Source organism: Deinococcus carri, assembly GCF_039545055.1.
GTDB classification, from domain to species: domain Bacteria; phylum Deinococcota; class Deinococci; order Deinococcales; family Deinococcaceae; genus Deinococcus; species Deinococcus carri.
Map to the genome: position 1 here is coordinate 48966 of NZ_BAABRP010000008.1, position 15533 is coordinate 64498.

General features: G+C 67.7%; 15 protein-coding genes and 1 riboswitch. Of the genes, 9 read left to right on the forward strand and 6 right to left on the reverse strand.

The window, feature by feature from the left end:
- Positions 1 to 53: 53 nt before the first annotated feature.
- Entirely contained in the window at positions 54 to 1454 is a 1401-nt protein-coding gene (locus ABEA67_RS11325; protein WP_345465168.1) for a tetratricopeptide repeat protein, read from the reverse strand.
- Between the two features lie 187 nt (positions 1455 to 1641).
- On the opposite strand from ABEA67_RS11325, the gene ftsH reads away from it, so the two are divergent.
- From ftsH to ABEA67_RS11345, 4 genes are all read left to right on the forward strand, one after another.
- The gene (gene ftsH / locus ABEA67_RS11330) at positions 1642 to 3504 is read left to right on the forward strand and encodes an ATP-dependent zinc metalloprotease FtsH (protein ID WP_345465169.1); all 1863 of its coding nucleotides are present in this window, start codon (positions 1642 to 1644) and stop codon (positions 3502 to 3504) included.
- An 84-nt stretch (positions 3505 to 3588) separates the two neighbouring features.
- Positions 3589 to 4131 carry a (4Fe-4S)-binding protein gene (locus ABEA67_RS11335; protein ID WP_345465171.1) on the forward strand — a complete coding sequence of 181 codons (543 nt, stop codon included), beginning with the start codon at positions 3589 to 3591 and terminating at the stop codon, positions 4129 to 4131.
- Positions 4128 to 4562 carry a DUF4279 domain-containing protein gene (locus ABEA67_RS11340; RefSeq protein WP_345465173.1) on the forward strand — a complete coding sequence of 145 codons (435 nt, stop codon included), beginning with the start codon at positions 4128 to 4130 and terminating at the stop codon, positions 4560 to 4562. The genes ABEA67_RS11335 and ABEA67_RS11340 overlap by 4 nt, the downstream gene beginning before the upstream one ends.
- A 27-nt stretch (positions 4563 to 4589) precedes the next feature.
- Positions 4590 to 5897 carry a thymidine phosphorylase gene (locus ABEA67_RS11345; RefSeq protein ID WP_345465174.1) on the forward strand — a complete coding sequence of 436 codons (1308 nt, stop codon included), beginning with the start codon at positions 4590 to 4592 and terminating at the stop codon, positions 5895 to 5897.
- Between the two features lie 100 nt (positions 5898 to 5997).
- Here the strand turns inward: ABEA67_RS11345 and ABEA67_RS11350 are convergent, their stop codons facing one another.
- The gene (locus tag ABEA67_RS11350) at positions 5998 to 6648 is read right to left on the reverse strand and encodes a hypothetical protein (protein ID WP_345465175.1); all 651 of its coding nucleotides are present in this window, start codon (positions 6646 to 6648) and stop codon (positions 5998 to 6000) included.
- Between the two features lie 35 nt (positions 6649 to 6683).
- Positions 6684 to 9479, reverse strand: a complete 2796-nt coding sequence (locus ABEA67_RS11355; RefSeq protein ID WP_345465176.1) for an eCIS core domain-containing protein — start codon at positions 9477 to 9479, stop codon at positions 6684 to 6686.
- A gap of 129 nt (positions 9480 to 9608) precedes the next feature.
- Here ABEA67_RS11355 and ABEA67_RS11360 point away from each other — a divergent pair, with 129 nt between their 5' ends.
- The 5 genes from ABEA67_RS11360 (at position 9609) to ABEA67_RS11380 (ending at position 13924) form a co-directional block, all read left to right on the forward strand.
- Entirely contained in the window at positions 9609 to 10058 is a 450-nt protein-coding gene (locus tag ABEA67_RS11360; RefSeq protein ID WP_345465177.1) for a LapA family protein, read from the forward strand.
- A 136-nt stretch (positions 10059 to 10194) separates the two neighbouring features.
- Positions 10195 to 11049, forward strand: a complete 855-nt coding sequence (gene accD / locus ABEA67_RS11365) for an acetyl-CoA carboxylase, carboxyltransferase subunit beta (protein ID WP_345465178.1) — start codon at positions 10195 to 10197, stop codon at positions 11047 to 11049.
- Positions 11046 to 11987, forward strand: coding sequence for an acetyl-CoA carboxylase carboxyltransferase subunit alpha (locus tag ABEA67_RS11370; RefSeq protein WP_345465179.1), 942 nt, complete (start codon positions 11046 to 11048; stop codon positions 11985 to 11987). Before accD ends, ABEA67_RS11370 begins: the two co-directional genes overlap by 4 nt.
- Before the next feature lie 101 nt (positions 11988 to 12088).
- Positions 12089 to 12526: an NUDIX domain-containing protein gene (locus tag ABEA67_RS11375; RefSeq protein ID WP_345465180.1), complete on the forward strand. Its 438-nt coding sequence runs from the start codon at positions 12089 to 12091 to the stop codon at positions 12524 to 12526.
- A 33-nt stretch (positions 12527 to 12559) separates the two neighbouring features.
- Positions 12560 to 13924, forward strand: a complete 1365-nt coding sequence (locus tag ABEA67_RS11380; RefSeq protein ID WP_345465181.1) for a flavin monoamine oxidase family protein — start codon at positions 12560 to 12562, stop codon at positions 13922 to 13924.
- A 3-nt stretch (positions 13925 to 13927) separates the two neighbouring features.
- On the opposite strand, the gene sugE is transcribed toward ABEA67_RS11380, so the two are convergent.
- From sugE to ABEA67_RS11395, 3 genes are all read right to left on the reverse strand, one after another.
- Positions 13928 to 14248, reverse strand: coding sequence for a quaternary ammonium compound efflux SMR transporter SugE (gene sugE, locus ABEA67_RS11385; RefSeq protein ID WP_345465182.1), 321 nt, complete (start codon positions 14246 to 14248; stop codon positions 13928 to 13930).
- Positions 14249 to 14263: 15 nt separating this feature from the next.
- Positions 14264 to 14327, reverse strand: a riboswitch (guanidine-III (ykkC-III) riboswitch).
- A 99-nt stretch (positions 14328 to 14426) separates the two neighbouring features.
- Positions 14427 to 14957 carry a hypothetical protein gene (locus ABEA67_RS11390; protein ID WP_345465183.1) on the reverse strand — a complete coding sequence of 177 codons (531 nt, stop codon included), beginning with the start codon at positions 14955 to 14957 and terminating at the stop codon, positions 14427 to 14429.
- Positions 14954 to 15460, reverse strand: a complete 507-nt coding sequence (locus ABEA67_RS11395; RefSeq protein ID WP_345465185.1) for a hypothetical protein — start codon at positions 15458 to 15460, stop codon at positions 14954 to 14956. Before ABEA67_RS11395 ends, ABEA67_RS11390 begins: the two co-directional genes overlap by 4 nt.
- Between the last annotated feature and the right edge of the window lie 73 nt (positions 15461 to 15533).

The following is a 15533-nucleotide window of genomic DNA, read 5'->3' on the forward strand; positions in this document are numbered from 1 at the left end:
GGGCATCAGGAAAGGGGCTTTCCCAGGAGACTCTGTTCCGGTTCCTCCTCCTCCTAATTCAGCATCCGCCCGCTGCTGCTCGCCATCAGGCCCTGCGCCTTTTTCAGGTGCTCTTGCAGGGTCACGTGCCAGTCGTCGCTCTCGGGGGTGTGTTCCAGCGCCTGCTGGGCGTGGGCGTAGGCGGCGGCGGGGTCGCGGAAGCCCTGCTGGGCCATCACGTCGGCGGCCATCTGGTGGCCGGTGATCCAGTCGCGGCTCTGCGGGGCGGCCTCGCGCACCACCCGCTCGTAGTGATCGAGCGCCTCGTCGAGGTGGTAGTAGTCCAGGGCCACGCTGCCCAGCACCAGGCTGGCAGGAATGACCGCGCCCTGCGCCAGCGCCTGCTCGGCGGCCTGCTGCGCCTCCTGAAGACGGCCCAGGCGGTAGTCGCACTCCGCGAGGTCGGCCAGCACCTCGGGGTGGTAGGGGTAGTCGGGGTCCGCGAGGGCCGCCTCCAGCCGCTCGCGGGCCTCCACGGGCCGGTCGAGGTCAAGCAGGGCCACCCCCAGTTCGTGCTGGGCGTAGGGGCGGTCGGCGTCGGTGGCGAGCGACAGCGCCCGCTCGAAATGCCGCAGGGCCTCGTCGGGCTGCCCCAGGTGGGTCATCACCTGCCCCCAGACCAGCGCGACGCCGTAGCTGGGGTCGCCGTGGGCGCGCTCCAGCCGGTCGGCCTCGCGGATGGCGGCCAGGGCCTCGTCGGGCTGGCCCAGGTTCAGCCGGGCCTGGGCCGACAGGTAGTGCCAGGTCGCCAGGTTCAGGCCCTCGTCGGGGTCGTGGCGGGTGTAGAGGGGGAGGGCCTGATCCAGCACCTGCTGGGCCTCGTCGGGCTGCCCCAGTTGCAGCAGCAGCGCCGCCTGTTCCTGGAGCATCACCGCCCGGTCCGGCCCGTGCGCGTGGTGGGCGGCCTCCGCGTACAGGTGAGCGGCCTCCTGGGGGTGGCCCAGGGCCTCCTCGGCGTCGGCCTGCCAGCTGCGCAGCCGCCACTGGAGGTGTTCGGGCAGCTCATTCAGCGGCAGATGCACGTCAAGCGCGGCCTGAGGCTGTCCGGCTAGCGCCAGGGCCGCCAGCGCGTGGTAGCGGGCGACCGGGTCGGCGGCCTCGCGCACGGCCTGGGGCAGCGGGGCCGCGTCCGGGCTGCCCGTGCGCGCCGCCAGCTCGGCACTCAGGGTGAGATACAGCGGGTCCTCGCGCAGCGCGGGGTCGAGGGTGCGGGCTTCGCGCAGGGCGGCGGCGACTTCGCCCGTGGCGGCGTCCCCGTACAGCGCCTGAACGCTGGCGAGGTACAGCGCGAGCCGGGCGCGTTCGGGCCGCCTGGCTTCCTGCATGGCAGCGTCCAGCACGCCAAAGGCCGTGTCATAGTCGCCCCCCGCGAGCGCCGTGCAAGCCTGCTGCCAGGTGGTGGCGACATCGATCATCACCCCTCAGCATAACGCGGGGAGGCGGTTGGCAGGCGGTCTCAGGCACGGTGCGGCCCTGGCGTGGCCGCCGTTCTGACGCTTCTGTGTGATGCGGGCTACGCCTACACATCTTGAGTCTGGTACACTCAAGTCCGTGGGGCGGAAACCGTCCCAATAGACCCCTTTCTCCCCCGGAGGACCACACTTGAGGCGGCTCAATCCCTGGCTCATCGTCCTGTTCGTTCTGGCGCTGTTCCTGATGTTCTCTCAGGCACCCATGAACGGGCGGGTCAATGTCAGTTACAACGAATTCAAGGACCTGCTGGCGCAAGGCAAGATCGAGCGGGTCGTCGTGCAGGAAAACCAGGCGCAGGTCACGCTGAAAGAACCCACGCCCGTGGACGTGGCCGGCTCGGACACGCCGCGGACCCTGCCGGGCTTCAACGTGCGTCTGCCCGGCAACCAGGCCACCCCCGACAGCGGCCTGATAGGGCAGCTCCAGACGCAGGGTGTCGATTACCGCTTCGAGGCCCCCAGCCAGTGGTTTGCCATCCTGATCAACCTGCTGCCCATCATCCTGCTGATCGGCATGATGTACTTCTTCTTCATGCGCGCGCAGGGCGGCCAGAACGGCGTGATGCAGTTCGGGCAGTCGCGCGCCAAGAAGTACGGCAAGGAAAACCGCGTCCAGACCAAGTTCACCGACGTGGCCGGCCACGAGGAGGCCAAGCGCGAGCTGATCGAGGTCGTGGACTTCCTGAAAAATCCCGGCAAGTACCACCAGATCGGGGCCGAGATTCCCAAGGGCGTGCTGCTGGTCGGCCCTCCCGGCACCGGCAAGACGCTGCTCGCGCGCGCCATCGCGGGTGAGGCGGACGTGCCCTTCTTCTCGGTGAGTGCCTCCGAGTTCATGGAGATGTTCGTGGGTGTGGGCGCGAGCCGCGTCCGCACGCTGTTCGAGGACGCCCGCAAGAGTGCGCCCGCCATCATGTTCATCGACGAGATCGACTCCATCGGGCGCAAGCGCGGTGCGGGCATCGGCGGCGGCCACGACGAGCGCGAGCAGACCCTCAACCAGATCCTCTCGGAGATGGACGGCTTTGACAAGGCCAGCAGCGTCATCGTGCTGGGTGCCACCAACCGTCCTGACGTGCTGGACCCCGCGCTGCTGCGCCCCGGCCGCTTCGACCGCCAGGTGACGATCGACCTCCCCAACCTCAAGGAGCGCGAGGCCATCCTCAAAGTCCACCTGCGGAACAAGCCGATGGCGGGCGGCGTGGACGTGCCGGAAATCGCCAAGAGCACGCCCTACTTCTCGGGGGCCGACCTCAAGAACGTGACCAACGAGGCCGCGCTGGAAGCCGCCCGCCTGGGCAAGACCCAGATCGACATGAGCGACTTCTACCGCGCGCTCGACAAGATCACCCTGGGCCTGGAAAACAGCTCCCTGACGATCAGCCCCGAGGAGAAAAAGGCTATCGCCTACCACGAGGCGGGGCACGCCGTGACCGCCGCCGTGATTCCGGGCAGCGACAAGCTCCAGAAGGTCAGCATCATTCCGCGTGGCCGCGCGCTGGGGGCCGCTTTCTACCTCCCCGAGGAGCAGGTGCTGATGAGCAAGGAGCGCCTGGAAAACCAGCTGATCGTGTCGCTGGGGGGCCGCGCCGCCGAGGAAGTCTTTATGGGCAGCGTGACCAGCGGGGCCGCAGACGACTTCCGCAAGGCCACCAATATCGCCCGCAAGATGGTGCTGGAGTGGGGCATGGGCGAGAACTTCAAGAACATGGCCCTGACCACCGACTCCGGCCCGGTCTTCCTGGGCGAGGACATGGCCAAGCCCAAGGCCTTCAGCGAGCACACCTCGCAACTGGTCGACGAGGACGTGAAGCGCATCCTGGGCCGCGCCTACGAGCGGGCCAAGACCCTGGTGACCGAGTACGCCCAGGCCATGCACGAGGTCGCGGACGCGCTGCTGTCGCAGGAACTGATCACCGGCGACGTGGTCCGCGACGCCGTGGCCCGGGTGGGCGGCGCGGGCAGCCCGCAGACGCTGACACCGACCGCGTAAACCAGGCACCCTGACCCGGCCCCCCGTTCATGCGGGGGGTTTTGTTCTGCCCCGTTTTCCTGTGGGCCAGGCCTACAATGGCCCATGACGCAGACCACTCCACCCCATGACGACCTCGCGCGCGGCAAGGCCTACAAGGGCGAGGGCGTGACCGTCTATTTCGACGCGCCCCGCTGTATCCACGTTGCCAACTGCGTGCGGGGGCTGCCGCGCGTCTTTCGCCCGAAGGAGCGCCCCTGGGTGCAGGCCTGGAACGCGAGCGCCGAGGAGGTGGCGGCAGTGGTGCGGACCTGCCCGACCGGGGCACTCCATTACGTGCTGGAGGGCGGCCCCCCCGAGACGCCAGCGGACCCCACCACCATCACGCCCGTCACCGACGGTCCCCTGAACATTCGTGGCGACCTCGTCGTCCAGACGCCGGACGGCGAGGTGCGCGAGGTGCGGGCGGCGCTGTGCCGCTGCGGGGCGAGCCACAACAAGCCCTTTTGCGACGGCACCCACGCCAAGATCGGCTGGAGCAGTGCCGATGTGGGGGGCGAGGGTGAGGCACCGGCCAGCCAGCGCGGCGACGACCAGCCCGGCGAGGGGCAGCGGGCGGACGGGGCGCAGACGCTGGAGGGGAAGTGACCGCAGAAGCTGAGGGGCAAAACGCCCCTTACCTGCGCGTCTATCTGGGCATCTGGGGTGCCTTCGATCCTGGGGCCTTCGGGGAAACGGTGGGCCTGGAGGCGGACGAGTCGCGGCGGAGGGGAGAGAGGAATGTCAACCTTGACCTGCCCCGTTATGATCACTGGCAGCTCCACGCCCACGCGCGGCATGGCTTTGACGTGGATGAGATGGTCACGGAACTCCTCGCCCGGTTCCCGTGCCGTCAGGAACGGTTACGGGACACGGTGGCAGCGTGGGGACTGGGGATTTCCCTGTCCGTGGTGGCGGAATGGGACGCGCGGCAGACCTCTGCGCCCGCCGTGACCTTCTCGGTGGAGAATATGCGGCGGCTCGTGGCATTGGGCGCGTGCATTGACGTGGACCTCTATCCGCTCTATCCGAACGACTGAACTCCGTCTGCCGGCCTAGACTGCCGTATGCCTTCCTCCCCCAACATCCCCGATCTGATCCGCAAGAAACGCGACGGTGAGGCGCACACCCCCGCCGAACTTGAAGCCCTGGTGCTGGGCTACACCCGCGGTGAGGTGCCCGACTACCAGATCAGCGCCTGGCTGATGGCCGTCTACCTGCGCGGCATGACGCCCCAGGAGACGGCGGACCTGACGCGCGTGATGGCGGACTCGGGCGACCAGATGAACCTGGGGGACCTGCCGCACACGGTGGACAAGCACTCGACGGGCGGCGTGGGCGACAAGACCAGCCTGATTCTCACGCCGATGCTGGCCGCGCTGGGCCTGACGGTCGCCAAGATGAGCGGGCGCGGCCTGGCCCACACCGGCGGCACCATCGACAAGCTCGAAAGCTTTCCCGGCTGGACCCCCGAGCTGCCCGAGGACCGCTTTCTGGCCCAGGCCCGCGAGATCGGCCTCGCGCTGGTGGGGCAGAGCCGGGACCTCGCGCCCGCCGACGGCAAGCTGTACGCCCTGCGCGACGTGACGGCGACGGTGGACTGCCTGCCGCTGATTGCCTCGTCCATCATGAGCAAGAAGCTCGCCTCGGGCGCGCACACGGTCGTGCTGGACGTGAAGGTGGGCGCGGGGGCCTTTATGCGGACCCTGGAGGACGGCCGCGCCCTCGCCCGCGCGATGGTGGACATCGGCACCCGCGCCGGGCGGCAGGTGCGCGCCGTGCTGACCGATATGGACACGCCGCTGGGCCACATGGCCGGCAACAGCCTGGAGGTGCAAGAAGCCCTTGCCACCCTGCGCGGCGAGGGTCCTGCCGACCTGACGGAGCTGTGCGTGGCGCTGGCCGTGGAGGCCCTGGCTGCCTACGGGGAGGACGAGGCGGCGGCCGAGGCCCGTGCCCGCGCGACCCTGGAGGACGGCTCGGCGCTTGAGCGGTTCCGCGCCTTCATCGCCGCGCAGGGTGGCGACGCGGCCCTGGTGGACCACCCCGAGCGGCTGGACGTGGCCCCCGGCCGTGCGGAGGTCATGTCCCCATCCTCCGGCTACGTGGAGCGCATGGACGCCCTGGCGGTGGGCCGCGCCGTTCTCGCGCTGGGTGGCGGCCGCGAGCGCAAGGGCGAGCCGATTGACCACGGCGTCGGCGTGGAGCTGCTGAAAAAGCCCGGCGAGGCGGTGCGGGCGGGCGAGCCAGTGCTGCGCCTGTACCACCGCGATGGGCGGGGGCTGGAGGCGGCGCGGGAGCTGTTGCAAGCGGGCCTGAGCGTGGGCGAAGCGGCCCCCACGCCCGAACCGCTGATTCTGGACCGGGTGAGCTGAGGGGGCGCAGCGACGCAGACTGGCTCCTGTCCCAGGCAGCCCTGGTTTCGGCCGGGGTTGCCTGCTTGTTTTTAGAGGCGAGGGCTACGGCTGGACGCGATTACTTTTGAGCCTTGTCCCCGAGCTCGGGCTTCTCGTAAGGAATAAAAACAGGGTTTTCTACTACTATGGGGCCGACTTCCGGCTCGTCATGGACGTGGACGAGGATGGTGTCTGTTATAAAGTCGTACACCTTAAAGAAGTGCTTGTGCAGGTCCATTCCGGGAGGTATGGTGTGTTTCTTATAGAGGGCATAATGGTGTTCATTTGTGCGATATGAATAGCGTGCTCCTTCAACTATATCTATAATTGAGAAATAGCTCTCTTTCTTAAACAGCATGTATTCATATATTTCCTTAAAACGATACCATACTCCTACAAGTATAGACCCGAACAAGCCTGGCGCGGAAACGATGTAGAAGCGTGTTGCGCCTTCATGCTCAAACTCTTTAAAATATTCTGTCATTGCTTTAAAAAATTCATCTCGCACTCCGGGTAGAGCGCTGTTTCTTGATTTAATTAAAGGATCATCGTCAATTCTATTACTTAAAAAGTCCTCATTCCCAAAACTTATTCCTGATCCATAGTACCAGCCGTCAATAAGAAGGTCTTTGGCACTGCTGAAATATTCTCGCACTTCCTCCTGTGCATAGGAGTAAGTCTTTTCTGACCAGGGAAAGCCAAATTCTGCTATTATTTTCAGATCCATCATCCCCTTCAATTCTAGCGATAGGTGGCTGAGCATGATTATTTTGCTTTACTTGACGTGGTAGCAGATCTATATTGATAGGTGAGGTGGTGGTCATCTCCTACTGAAATATAAGAATCGTTTCTAAAGTCCGGTACTGTCGCTTTATCTCCATTGGTACCTGCTGTTTGGGACCTAATGCTTGGGGGTGCCTCATAAATGCCAGCATGCACATGTGGCAAAAAGTTATTCGTATCTTCCGTATGCACAACTACTGTTCTATAAGTAGTTCTGCCATACCTGTCTGTGGTTTTGTAGACCTCGTATTGCCCGTAGCCTCCAGGGTTATTGCTATAAACATAGTTTGTCCCCCTGCCATCTCTAGCTGCTACCCCTTTAGCTATACTGGCTTGTGTGTCAGATGAACCAACCTGCCAACGGTCTACGGGTTTGGCCCCAGCTGGAATGCCGGCTCTTACTTTGGCGGCATCAATGGCCTGTTGTCGGGTCTGGTACATCACCTCGTTGGGTGAGGCACGGAACGGCCCCTTGCTGGTGTCAATGCCCTGGAGTTGGCGTCCTACTTCGCGGCGCATATGCTCCGTGATTCTCTCGATCTCGTCAGGTGTACTTGCCTTGCCAATCTTAATCTGGGCATCTCTCATGATCCGATCAATAGAGGTGCGAATCTTGGCGGTATCTCCCGTGGCGCTCCCTGGGGGCAAGATTCTATCAAGCGTGTTCTGTAGTCCCGTGAATTGTTCCCGTGCTGCCCGCAAGCCTGCGGCTGCTGCGCCGCCTGCCCGGCTGCTGCCCTGGGCACCAGGGACAGCCATGCGGTCCACCGTGGATGCCGTGGGGACCTCAAGGTAGCCACCACCCGGCAAGGCGATGCGTGTACGGGGGGCCAGCGCATTCCTCGCTCCGAGAGAGAAGGTATTGAGCGTTTCCCCCGCCCGTCCGGTTAGGCTGGCTCCTTCCCCGACCTTGCCGACTGTCCCGAGGCCGCCCGCGAAGAGGCTGCCCATGTCCACCAGGCCGCGCCCCACAGCCTGGCCGGGATGCCCACTCTGCCAGGCCTCCTGATACGGGGCTTTCAGCCCGTTCCAGAGATTCAGGCCGCGCTGCTGCGTGCGGGACCTTGCCGCCGCATACCCCTGGGGGTCCGAGAGACCGTAGAGGAGGGGATTGGCCATCATGTTGAGGTCAGAGACCAAGGGAGCCGTGCCTTTCACGCTTGCCCAGGTATTGCGGGCTGCCTTGGGATCCGTGGCCCAGCCGGCAGTGAGGTTCCAGGCCCCAAGCGCAGCACTTTTCCCCAGGTTCCAGAGGCCGGTGACCATGTCCTTTGCGCCGCTATACGCGCCGCTGAAAACGTCCTTCTGGTAGTTCAACTGTGCATTGACCCCGAAGCGGACGAGATTCAGGGCCTGCTGTCCAGGACTGGGACGAGAAGCCGAGGCCTGAGCAGGCCGGGCGGTGGCAGAAGCTGGGGCAGCGGCAGACGTTCGTGGCCTGTTGGTGTTGGTCGTGGAACTGCCCGCGGGTCTGGCCGCCGTTCGGGCGGTGGATGAGGAAGCAGCCTGGGGGGGAATGGGACGGGTCGGCCTGGTCCCGGAAGCGGTGCTGTTGTTTTTGGCTGGGTCAGCCTGTTTGCGCTGAAGAGGAGCCGCGCCGGTCGTGGCCGGACCCTCGGCCTGAGGGGGGCGACTGGCTGGTCGGCGCACCCTGAGCTGGGTCAGCCTGGCCCCCATCCTCTTCGCCTCGGCCTCTAGTCCGGCGTCGGGGTCTACCCCTGCCCCCACCCGGCCCTGGGCCTGCTGCTGAACGTGCGTCACCTCGTGCGCCAGCAGTTCCAGTCCCGTCTGCGTGTTCGGCTCGTACTTCCCCCGCCGGAAGAAGATGTCCGTCCCCGTGGTAAAAGCGACGGCATTCACGCCCTTCGCCAGCCTGTCCGCCTCGGCGTCGTTGTGAATCCGCACCCGGCTCAGGTCGTGGTTCAGCCCCTGTTCCAGATGTCGCTGGACTGCGGCCGGAAGAGGGTTTCCAGCGCCCCTCCTGGCCTGAATCTGCTGGAGGAGCGGTTGGCTGGCCCCGGTTTCGTGTGCGGCCAGTTGACGTTGCAAACCCTGCAACGCCTCCCATGACTTGCCCTGCGCTTCCTGCCGCCCGAGCGTCTCGTTGGCCTCGTCGAGTGCCCGCTGAAGGGCCAGGCGTTCCCCGGGCACCATCTGGCTCAGGCTGCCCTGCACCACCCCCCGGCCCAGCGGCTGCCGCCTCAGGCTTGCCAGCGCCTGCCCAAGTTCGGCCTGCCGTTGCACTGGAGGCAAAGTGGAGGTGCGGGCGGTCTGGGCCAGCCCCGAGGCCACCAGGCGCTGCAAGGCCGCGACGGGTGCAGAGGGATACATCCCCCGCGCGTCCGGGGTGTGCCGCGCCATCTCGTAGGCGTACAGCCCGGCCCAGTCGGCCGGGGAAGGAGCCAGCCCGGCCCCCTTCCCATGCGTCTGGCGCTGGAAGGCCAGGGGCAGAGTAGGGGATTGCGGGGCGGGCAACGGTGCGGCCCCAGGGGGCAGGCTGGCCCGAAGCTCCGTTATCTGGTGTTGCAGGCTCTCCCGTTCGGTCTGTCGCTGCACCTGGAGTTGCTGGCGTTCCCCGGCGGCCTCAAAGACAGGTTGCACCGCCTGACGTTGCAGGCTGCGAACAGGGACGTAATCCGTCAGGACCGGGAGGGAACGTGGCGCTGGGAGGACCGGCTGGGGCGGCGTGAGCTGGACCCGCCGCTGCACCCGGAGCTCAGGCTCGCTGATGCTCGTGCCCCGCTGCCTCTCGCCCGGCTTCCGCACGCTCTCGGCCATGCTTTAGCGTACAGGAGAGAAGGGGGCCGCCGCCTTCATTTCCGGCGGCGGCATCACCGGTGGCTGCGTAAACGTTCGCGCAATCCTGGGCTGCTCTCATGAAGGGCGGACGGGTGTTACCCTCGGGCCATGCGGACCGTCGTCCTGATCATCATCGTCGTGCTCGCCGTCATCTTCGCGGTGCTGAACCGGCACGCGCTGATGTTCGGGCACACCCTGAATCTGGGCTTTGCCACCTACACCGGCGTGCCGCTGGGCCTGATTCTGCTGCTCACGGCGCTGGTGCTGGCGCTGGTCTTCTACTTCTGGGCGGGGGTGGCGGGGCTGCGGGCACAGGCCGACAGCGCGCGGCTGCTGCGGGACATGGAAGCGCTGCGCCTGAGCCTCGATAGTCAGGAGGGCAGCCGCTTTGCCCAGCTCCAGGCGTCCATCGACGAGCGCTTCAACGCGCTGGGCACAGGCGCGGGCACGAACGCCGCCGACCTGAGCGCGGTGAACGCCCGCATCGACGCCCTCCAGCGCGACGTGAACGTGCAACTCGCGCAGCTCGACGATTACCTCAAGCGCCGCCTGGGCTGAGCCGCACGTGTGGTCGTGCTTCCCCCTCGCCCGGCCTGGGGCCGCGTGGCTGCGCCTTGCACCGGGTTCAGTCGGCCCCGGCGTGCGCGTCTAGAATGGCGCGGGAAACCCCGGTTTTCCTGAAGGAGTGAAGCGTATGGCGCTCGACCGTTTTTTCCGCAGACGCCGCCCGCAGCCGCAGGGCGGGGGCGACCTGCCGGACCTCTGGACCCAGTGCCCCCAGTGCAAGCAGGGGCTGTATAACCGCGACCTCGAAGCGAACAGTTTCGTCTGCCCCAAGTGCGGGCATCATTTCCGCCTGGACGCCGGGCAACGTCTGGACGTGCTGCTGGACGAGGGCACCTTCGAGCAGCAGTCGGGCCGGGTGCGGCCCACCGATCCGCTGGAGTTCCGCGATATCGAGGCGTACCCCGAGAGGCTGGCGCGCGCCCAGAAGAAGACGGGCCGCCCCGACGCCATCCTGACCGGCCGCGGCACCATTCATGGCCTGCCCGTCACCGTCGCCGCGATGGACTTCGCCTTCAGCGGCGGCAGCATGGGCAGCGTGGTGGGCGAGGAGATCGCCCGCGCCGCCGAAGCCGCCGCCGTGGCCGGAACGCCCTTCGTGCTGGTCGCGGCCAGCGGCGGGGCCAGGATGCAGGAGAGCGCGCTGTCGCTGATGCAGATGGCCAAGACGACGGTGGCGCTGGAGGGCCTCGCGGCCCGCGGCCTGCCCTACATCAGCATCCTGAGCGACCCCACGACCGGCGGGGTGACCGCCTCCTTCGCCACCATCGCGGACGTGATCGTGGCCGAGCCGGGGGCGCTGATCGGCTTCGCCGGGCCGCGCGTCATCCAGCAGACCATCCGCCAGCACCTCCCCGAGGGCTTCCAGCGCGCCGAGTTCCTGCTGGCGCACGGCATGGTGGACGACGTGGTGGACCGCCGCGAACACCGCGCCTACCTCGCGCGGCTGCTGGGCGTGCTGACCCGGCAGGAGGTGAGCGCATGACCGCCGACACGCTCAGCAAGCTCGAAGAACGGGTGCGTGACCTGGAGGCCACCGCCCGCGAAACCGGGCAGAACCTCGACGCGGCGCTGACGCCCCTGCGGGCCGAGGTGAACCGACTGCGCGCCGAGCGCAGCGCCAACCTGTCGCGCTGGGACCGGGTTCAGCTTGCCCGCACGCCGGGTCGGCCCACGGCCCTCGATTACGTCGAGCGCCTGTGTACCGACTTCACCGAGCTGCACGGCGACCGGGCCTACGGCGACGACCCAGCCCTGATCGGCGGCCCCGCCCGCTGGCAGGGCATCCCCGTCATGCTGCTGATGCAGCAGAAGGGCCGCGACACCAAGAGCAAGATCAAGCGCCGTTTCGGCAGCGCGAACCCCGAGGGCTACCGCAAGGCCGTGCGCCTGATGGACCTGGCAGACCGCTTCGGCCTGCCGGTGGTGGCCCTGATCGATACCCAGGGGGCCTACCCCGGCATCGAGGCCGAGGAGCGCGGCCAGGGCTGGGCGATTGCCGAGAGCATCCAGCGGATGGTGCGCCTGCGGGTGCCCGCCGTCTGCGCCGTGATTGGCGAGGGCGGCTCGGGGGGTGCGCTCGCTATCGGTGTGGGCAACCGGGTGCTGATTCAGGAAAACGCCTGGTACTCGGTGATCTCGCCCGAGGGGGCCGCCAGCATCATCTGGAAGGACGCGGGCAAGGCCCCCGAAGCCGCCGAGGCCCTGAAGCTCACCGCCCCCGACCTGCTCAACCTCGGCATCGTCGAGGAGGTCATCGCCGAGCCGGTCGGCGGCGCGCACCTCGATCCGGACGCTGCTGCCCAGGCTCTGGGCGAGGCCGTCCGCCGCAACCTCGCGGACCTCGCCGGGCTGGACGGGGAGACGCTGCGGGCGCAGCGGGCCGCGCGGTTCCGGTCGCTGGGGGCGTTCCGCGAGGTCTGAAACGGATGGGTCTTGGACGGGACCACCTGAAGAGGTGGCCCGTTCGCTGTTTGCTGTCATATGAAAAAGTGTGGTACTCCAGATTCTTGTACAGTCGGGAAATGTCCCGTGTTATCCACAACGCGATTCTCGTGCCGTGTCATCTGACCTCGGGTCGAATTCTCGTTCAGGATCGGCGTGGGCACCGTCCCCCACCGTGGGGTTTTTTCGGCGGCGGCATTGAGGTAGGGGAGACGCCTGTGCAAGCTCTCTTGCGGGAGACTCGTGAAGAACTCGGCGTCCAACTCGCCGAGGAAGTGGTGCATGACGAGGGTGCCGTCACGGGCATGATCCGCGATCTCGCCTTTACCCTGCACGTCTTCAGTTGGCCCTTCGACGGTGATCTCTCGGTGTTTACATTAGGAGAGGGCGCAGGGATGGAACTTGTGACTCCTGAAGAGATGCTGCGGCGAGTTGAGCCGGGTGGCCCAGACGCTTATGTGACACGTCAGGCCCAAGCGTTCCTGAGGCGTCTTGGGGCCTCCTCTGTCTCAAGGTGACGCCCTCTACCACTCCACACAGTACCCTGACCCATGACCACAACCCACCCGGACGCCCCAGAGGTCCTCGTCGTTGGTGCGGGGCTGGCCGGACTCACCGCCGCGCGCAGGCTCACGCAGGCGGGGCGGCGGGTGCGGGTGCTGGAGGCGCGGGAGCGGGTGGGCGGCCGGACCCATACCCTGCGCCTGCCCCTGACGGGCGTCAGCGTGGACGTGGGCGGGCAGTGGGTGGGGCCGAACCAGCCGCACGTGATGGCGCTGCTCCGGGAACTGGGGCTGGAGGTGTTTCCTACCTATGACGCCGGGCAGAACCTCGCCCACCTGCTGGGGCGCACGCTGCGTTACCGGGGCCTGATTCCGCCGCTGCCGCCGCACGTGCTGGCCGACTACGCGCTGCTTTCCGGCAAGTTCGAGGCGCTGGCCCGCCGTATCCCAAAAGACGCCCCCTGGCAGGCCCCCGACGCGGAGGCCCTGGATGCCCAGACCTTCGACACCTGGATCACCCGCCACGCGCACACCCCCCAGACCCGCGCCCTGATGCGGCTGTATGCGGGAGCCGTCTTCAGCGCGGACGCGGCGGAGTTCAGCCTGCTGCACGCGCTGGCGTACACCGCGCACGGCGGGGGCATCAACGGCCACACCCTCACGCGCGGGAATGCCCTGCAAGATCGCGTGCTGGGCGGCGCGCAGGCCATCGCGCAGCGGCTGGCGGACGGGCTGCCCGACGTGCGGCTCGGCAGCCCGGTCACGCGGGTGGAGCAGGACGGGGCGGGCGTCACCCTCCACACCCCGGACGGTTCCCACCACGCCCCGCACGCCATTCTCGCCGTGCCGCCGGCCCTGCTCTCCGGTGTGCCCTTCGACCCGCCGCTGCCGCCCCGCCGCGCACAGCTTCAGCAGCGGCTGCCGATGGGGGCGGTGATCAAGTTCCTGGCCGTCTACGAGCGCCCCTTCTGGCGGGACGCGGGCCTGAGCGGGATGGCGATCAGCGACACGGGACCGGTCACCGTCACCTTCGACAGCAGCCCACCCCAGGGCACGCCCGGTGTGCTGCTGGGCTTTATCGAGGGGCACGACGCCCGCGCCCTGATGGGCTGCGGCGAGGAGGACCGCCGCGAGGCCGCCCTCGCCAGCCTGGCCCGGCTGTTCGGCCCGGAGGCCAGGTGTCCGCTGGAAACCGTGGAGCGCAACTGGGCGGCCGAACCCCACAGCGGCGGCTGTTACGGTGCCCTCTTCGGCCCCGGCACCTGGACGGGCTACGGGGGGGCTTTGCGCGCCCCGGTGGGCCGCCTGCACTGGGCGGGTGCGGAGACGGCCCGCGTCTGGATGAACTACATGGACGGCGCGGTGGAAAGTGGCGAGCGTGCGGCGGCGGAGGTCCTGGCGGCGGGAACGTGACCCTCAGTGCCCGCTGGTCGCCTTCAGCCCAATGATCGCCACGATCATCATGCCCAGAAAGGCCAGGCGGGCGGGCGTGGCGGGTTCCCGGAACAGCACGATGCCCAGGATGGCCGCTCCCACCGCCCCGATGCCCACCCAGACCCCGTAGGCCGTGCCGATGGGCAGCGTCCTGGCCGCCAGCCCCAGCAGGCCTATGCTGGCGACCATGCTGGCGACGGTCAGCACCGTCGGGAGCGGGCGCGTGAAGCCCTCGGTGTACTTGAGGCCGATGGCCCAGCCGACTTCCAGCAGCCCCGCGATCACGAGCAGAATCCATGCCATAGCGTGACACCTCCTGTCGCGCCGTCTTGTCGTGACCGGGTACGGCGGTGCTCTCGTCCGGGGTGCAGGCCAGCCAAATAGCTCGGCGGGTCGACCGAAACAGAGTCTAGCGGCGCTCTGTCAGCAAAAGGGGAGGGGAGTGTAAGTGCCGGTTTACACTCCCCTCCGCCTGCCCGCTTCAGCGCGTGTAGACCCGGTAGCGGGCGGTGAGGTCGTAGGTCACGCAGGGCGTCTCGCCCGCCAGCACCGGGGCCACGCACACCGTCAGCTTGCCGCCGACGCTCACGGTGTCGGGCCTGTCCTGCCCGGCCACCTCGCTCAGTTTGCCCAGCGGTCCGGTCAGTTCGACCGCCTCGTAGGCGCGCGAGGCGACGGCGCGGTGCAGCGGGTCCTCGCCGGGATTCACCAGCGGCGTGAGGGGCAGCCAGCGGCCCTTGCCCTTGCCGTCCCTGGCATACAGGGTGGCGGACACCCGCGGGATGAAGTAGAAGGTGCGCGCGCCCGGCCAGCGCTCATGCAGGGCCAGCGGCAGCCGCAGGGTGCAGTGCGGGTACGTCTCGTCCACCAGCAGGAAGTTCTGGCGCGGCGACCGGAAGTAGGTGTCGGCGCAGGTCAGGCTGACTTTCTCGCGCGGAACGGGGACGCTGCGGGGGGCTGCGTGGGCAAGGCCGAGCGTGCAGAGGGCCAGCAGGGGCAGGATGCGGTTCATGGCGAGTCCTCCTGAAGCAGTTCCGCCTGGACCGACCCGTCGGCGGCGGTGAAAAGGCAACTGAAGTCCGTGCGGGCCGCGCCGGGCAGAGCCACCCAGCCGTCCCAGCGTTTGCCGTCGGCGTTCGCGCTCATCTGCCCCGCCGCCTCCCGCAGGCTGGGAAAGCGCAGGTCGACCGGCGACCCGCTCCGTCCCGCCAGCCCCGCGGCCACCTCCGTGCGGCAGCGGTCCACCAGCGTGGAGGTGGCGATGCCCCCGCTCGTGTCGTCGTTCACGGCGGGGGCGGGGCGCAGCAGCAGCGTGGCGAGGGCGGCGGCCAGCAGGGGCAGCAGCCACAGGCCGGAGCGCCAGGCGGCTCTCTGGGGGCGGAGGACCGCGCGCACCTCCTGGCGGTAGGCGTGCAGGGCCAGTTGGTGACGGGCGCGTTCCTGCTGGGCCTCCAGGGCGCGGGCGGCGGCCAGCTCCTCCTCCTCGATGCGCCGCATCTCCTCGTCACTCAACATACTCACGAGAGTGCCTGACTCAGGGAGGGAGGTCGTCCGCCCAAAGGTGGAGCCACAGGAAAGCAGACAACAG

What these genes read in the sequence shown, in the direction of transcription:
- ABEA67_RS11355 (WP_345465176.1), bottom strand. Translation starts at nt 9,479, where the DNA reads ATGGCCGAGAGCGTGCGGAAGCCGGGCGAGAGGCAGCGGGGCACGAGC.
- sugE (WP_345465182.1), bottom strand. Translation starts at nt 14,248, where the DNA reads ATGGCATGGATTCTGCTCGTGATCGCGGGGCTGCTGGAAGTCGGCTGG.
- ABEA67_RS11325 (WP_345465168.1), bottom strand. Translation starts at nt 1,454, where the DNA reads ATGATCGATGTCGCCACCACCTGGCAGCAGGCTTGCACGGCGCTCGCG.
- accD (WP_345465178.1), top strand. Translation starts at nt 10,195, where the DNA reads ATGGCGCTCGACCGTTTTTTCCGCAGACGCCGCCCGCAGCCGCAGGGC.
- ABEA67_RS11370 (WP_345465179.1), top strand. Translation starts at nt 11,046, where the DNA reads ATGACCGCCGACACGCTCAGCAAGCTCGAAGAACGGGTGCGTGACCTG.
- ABEA67_RS11350 (WP_345465175.1), bottom strand. Translation starts at nt 6,648, where the DNA reads ATGATGGATCTGAAAATAATAGCAGAATTTGGCTTTCCCTGGTCAGAA.
- ABEA67_RS11335 (WP_345465171.1), top strand. Translation starts at nt 3,589, where the DNA reads ATGACGCAGACCACTCCACCCCATGACGACCTCGCGCGCGGCAAGGCC.
- ABEA67_RS11345 (WP_345465174.1), top strand. Translation starts at nt 4,590, where the DNA reads ATGCCTTCCTCCCCCAACATCCCCGATCTGATCCGCAAGAAACGCGAC.
- ABEA67_RS11375 (WP_345465180.1), top strand. Translation starts at nt 12,089, where the DNA reads ATGTCCCGTGTTATCCACAACGCGATTCTCGTGCCGTGTCATCTGACC.
- ABEA67_RS11395 (WP_345465185.1), bottom strand. Translation starts at nt 15,460, where the DNA reads ATGTTGAGTGACGAGGAGATGCGGCGCATCGAGGAGGAGGAGCTGGCC.
- ABEA67_RS11390 (WP_345465183.1), bottom strand. Translation starts at nt 14,957, where the DNA reads ATGAACCGCATCCTGCCCCTGCTGGCCCTCTGCACGCTCGGCCTTGCC.
- ABEA67_RS11380 (WP_345465181.1), top strand. Translation starts at nt 12,560, where the DNA reads ATGACCACAACCCACCCGGACGCCCCAGAGGTCCTCGTCGTTGGTGCG.
- ABEA67_RS11360 (WP_345465177.1), top strand. Translation starts at nt 9,609, where the DNA reads ATGCGGACCGTCGTCCTGATCATCATCGTCGTGCTCGCCGTCATCTTC.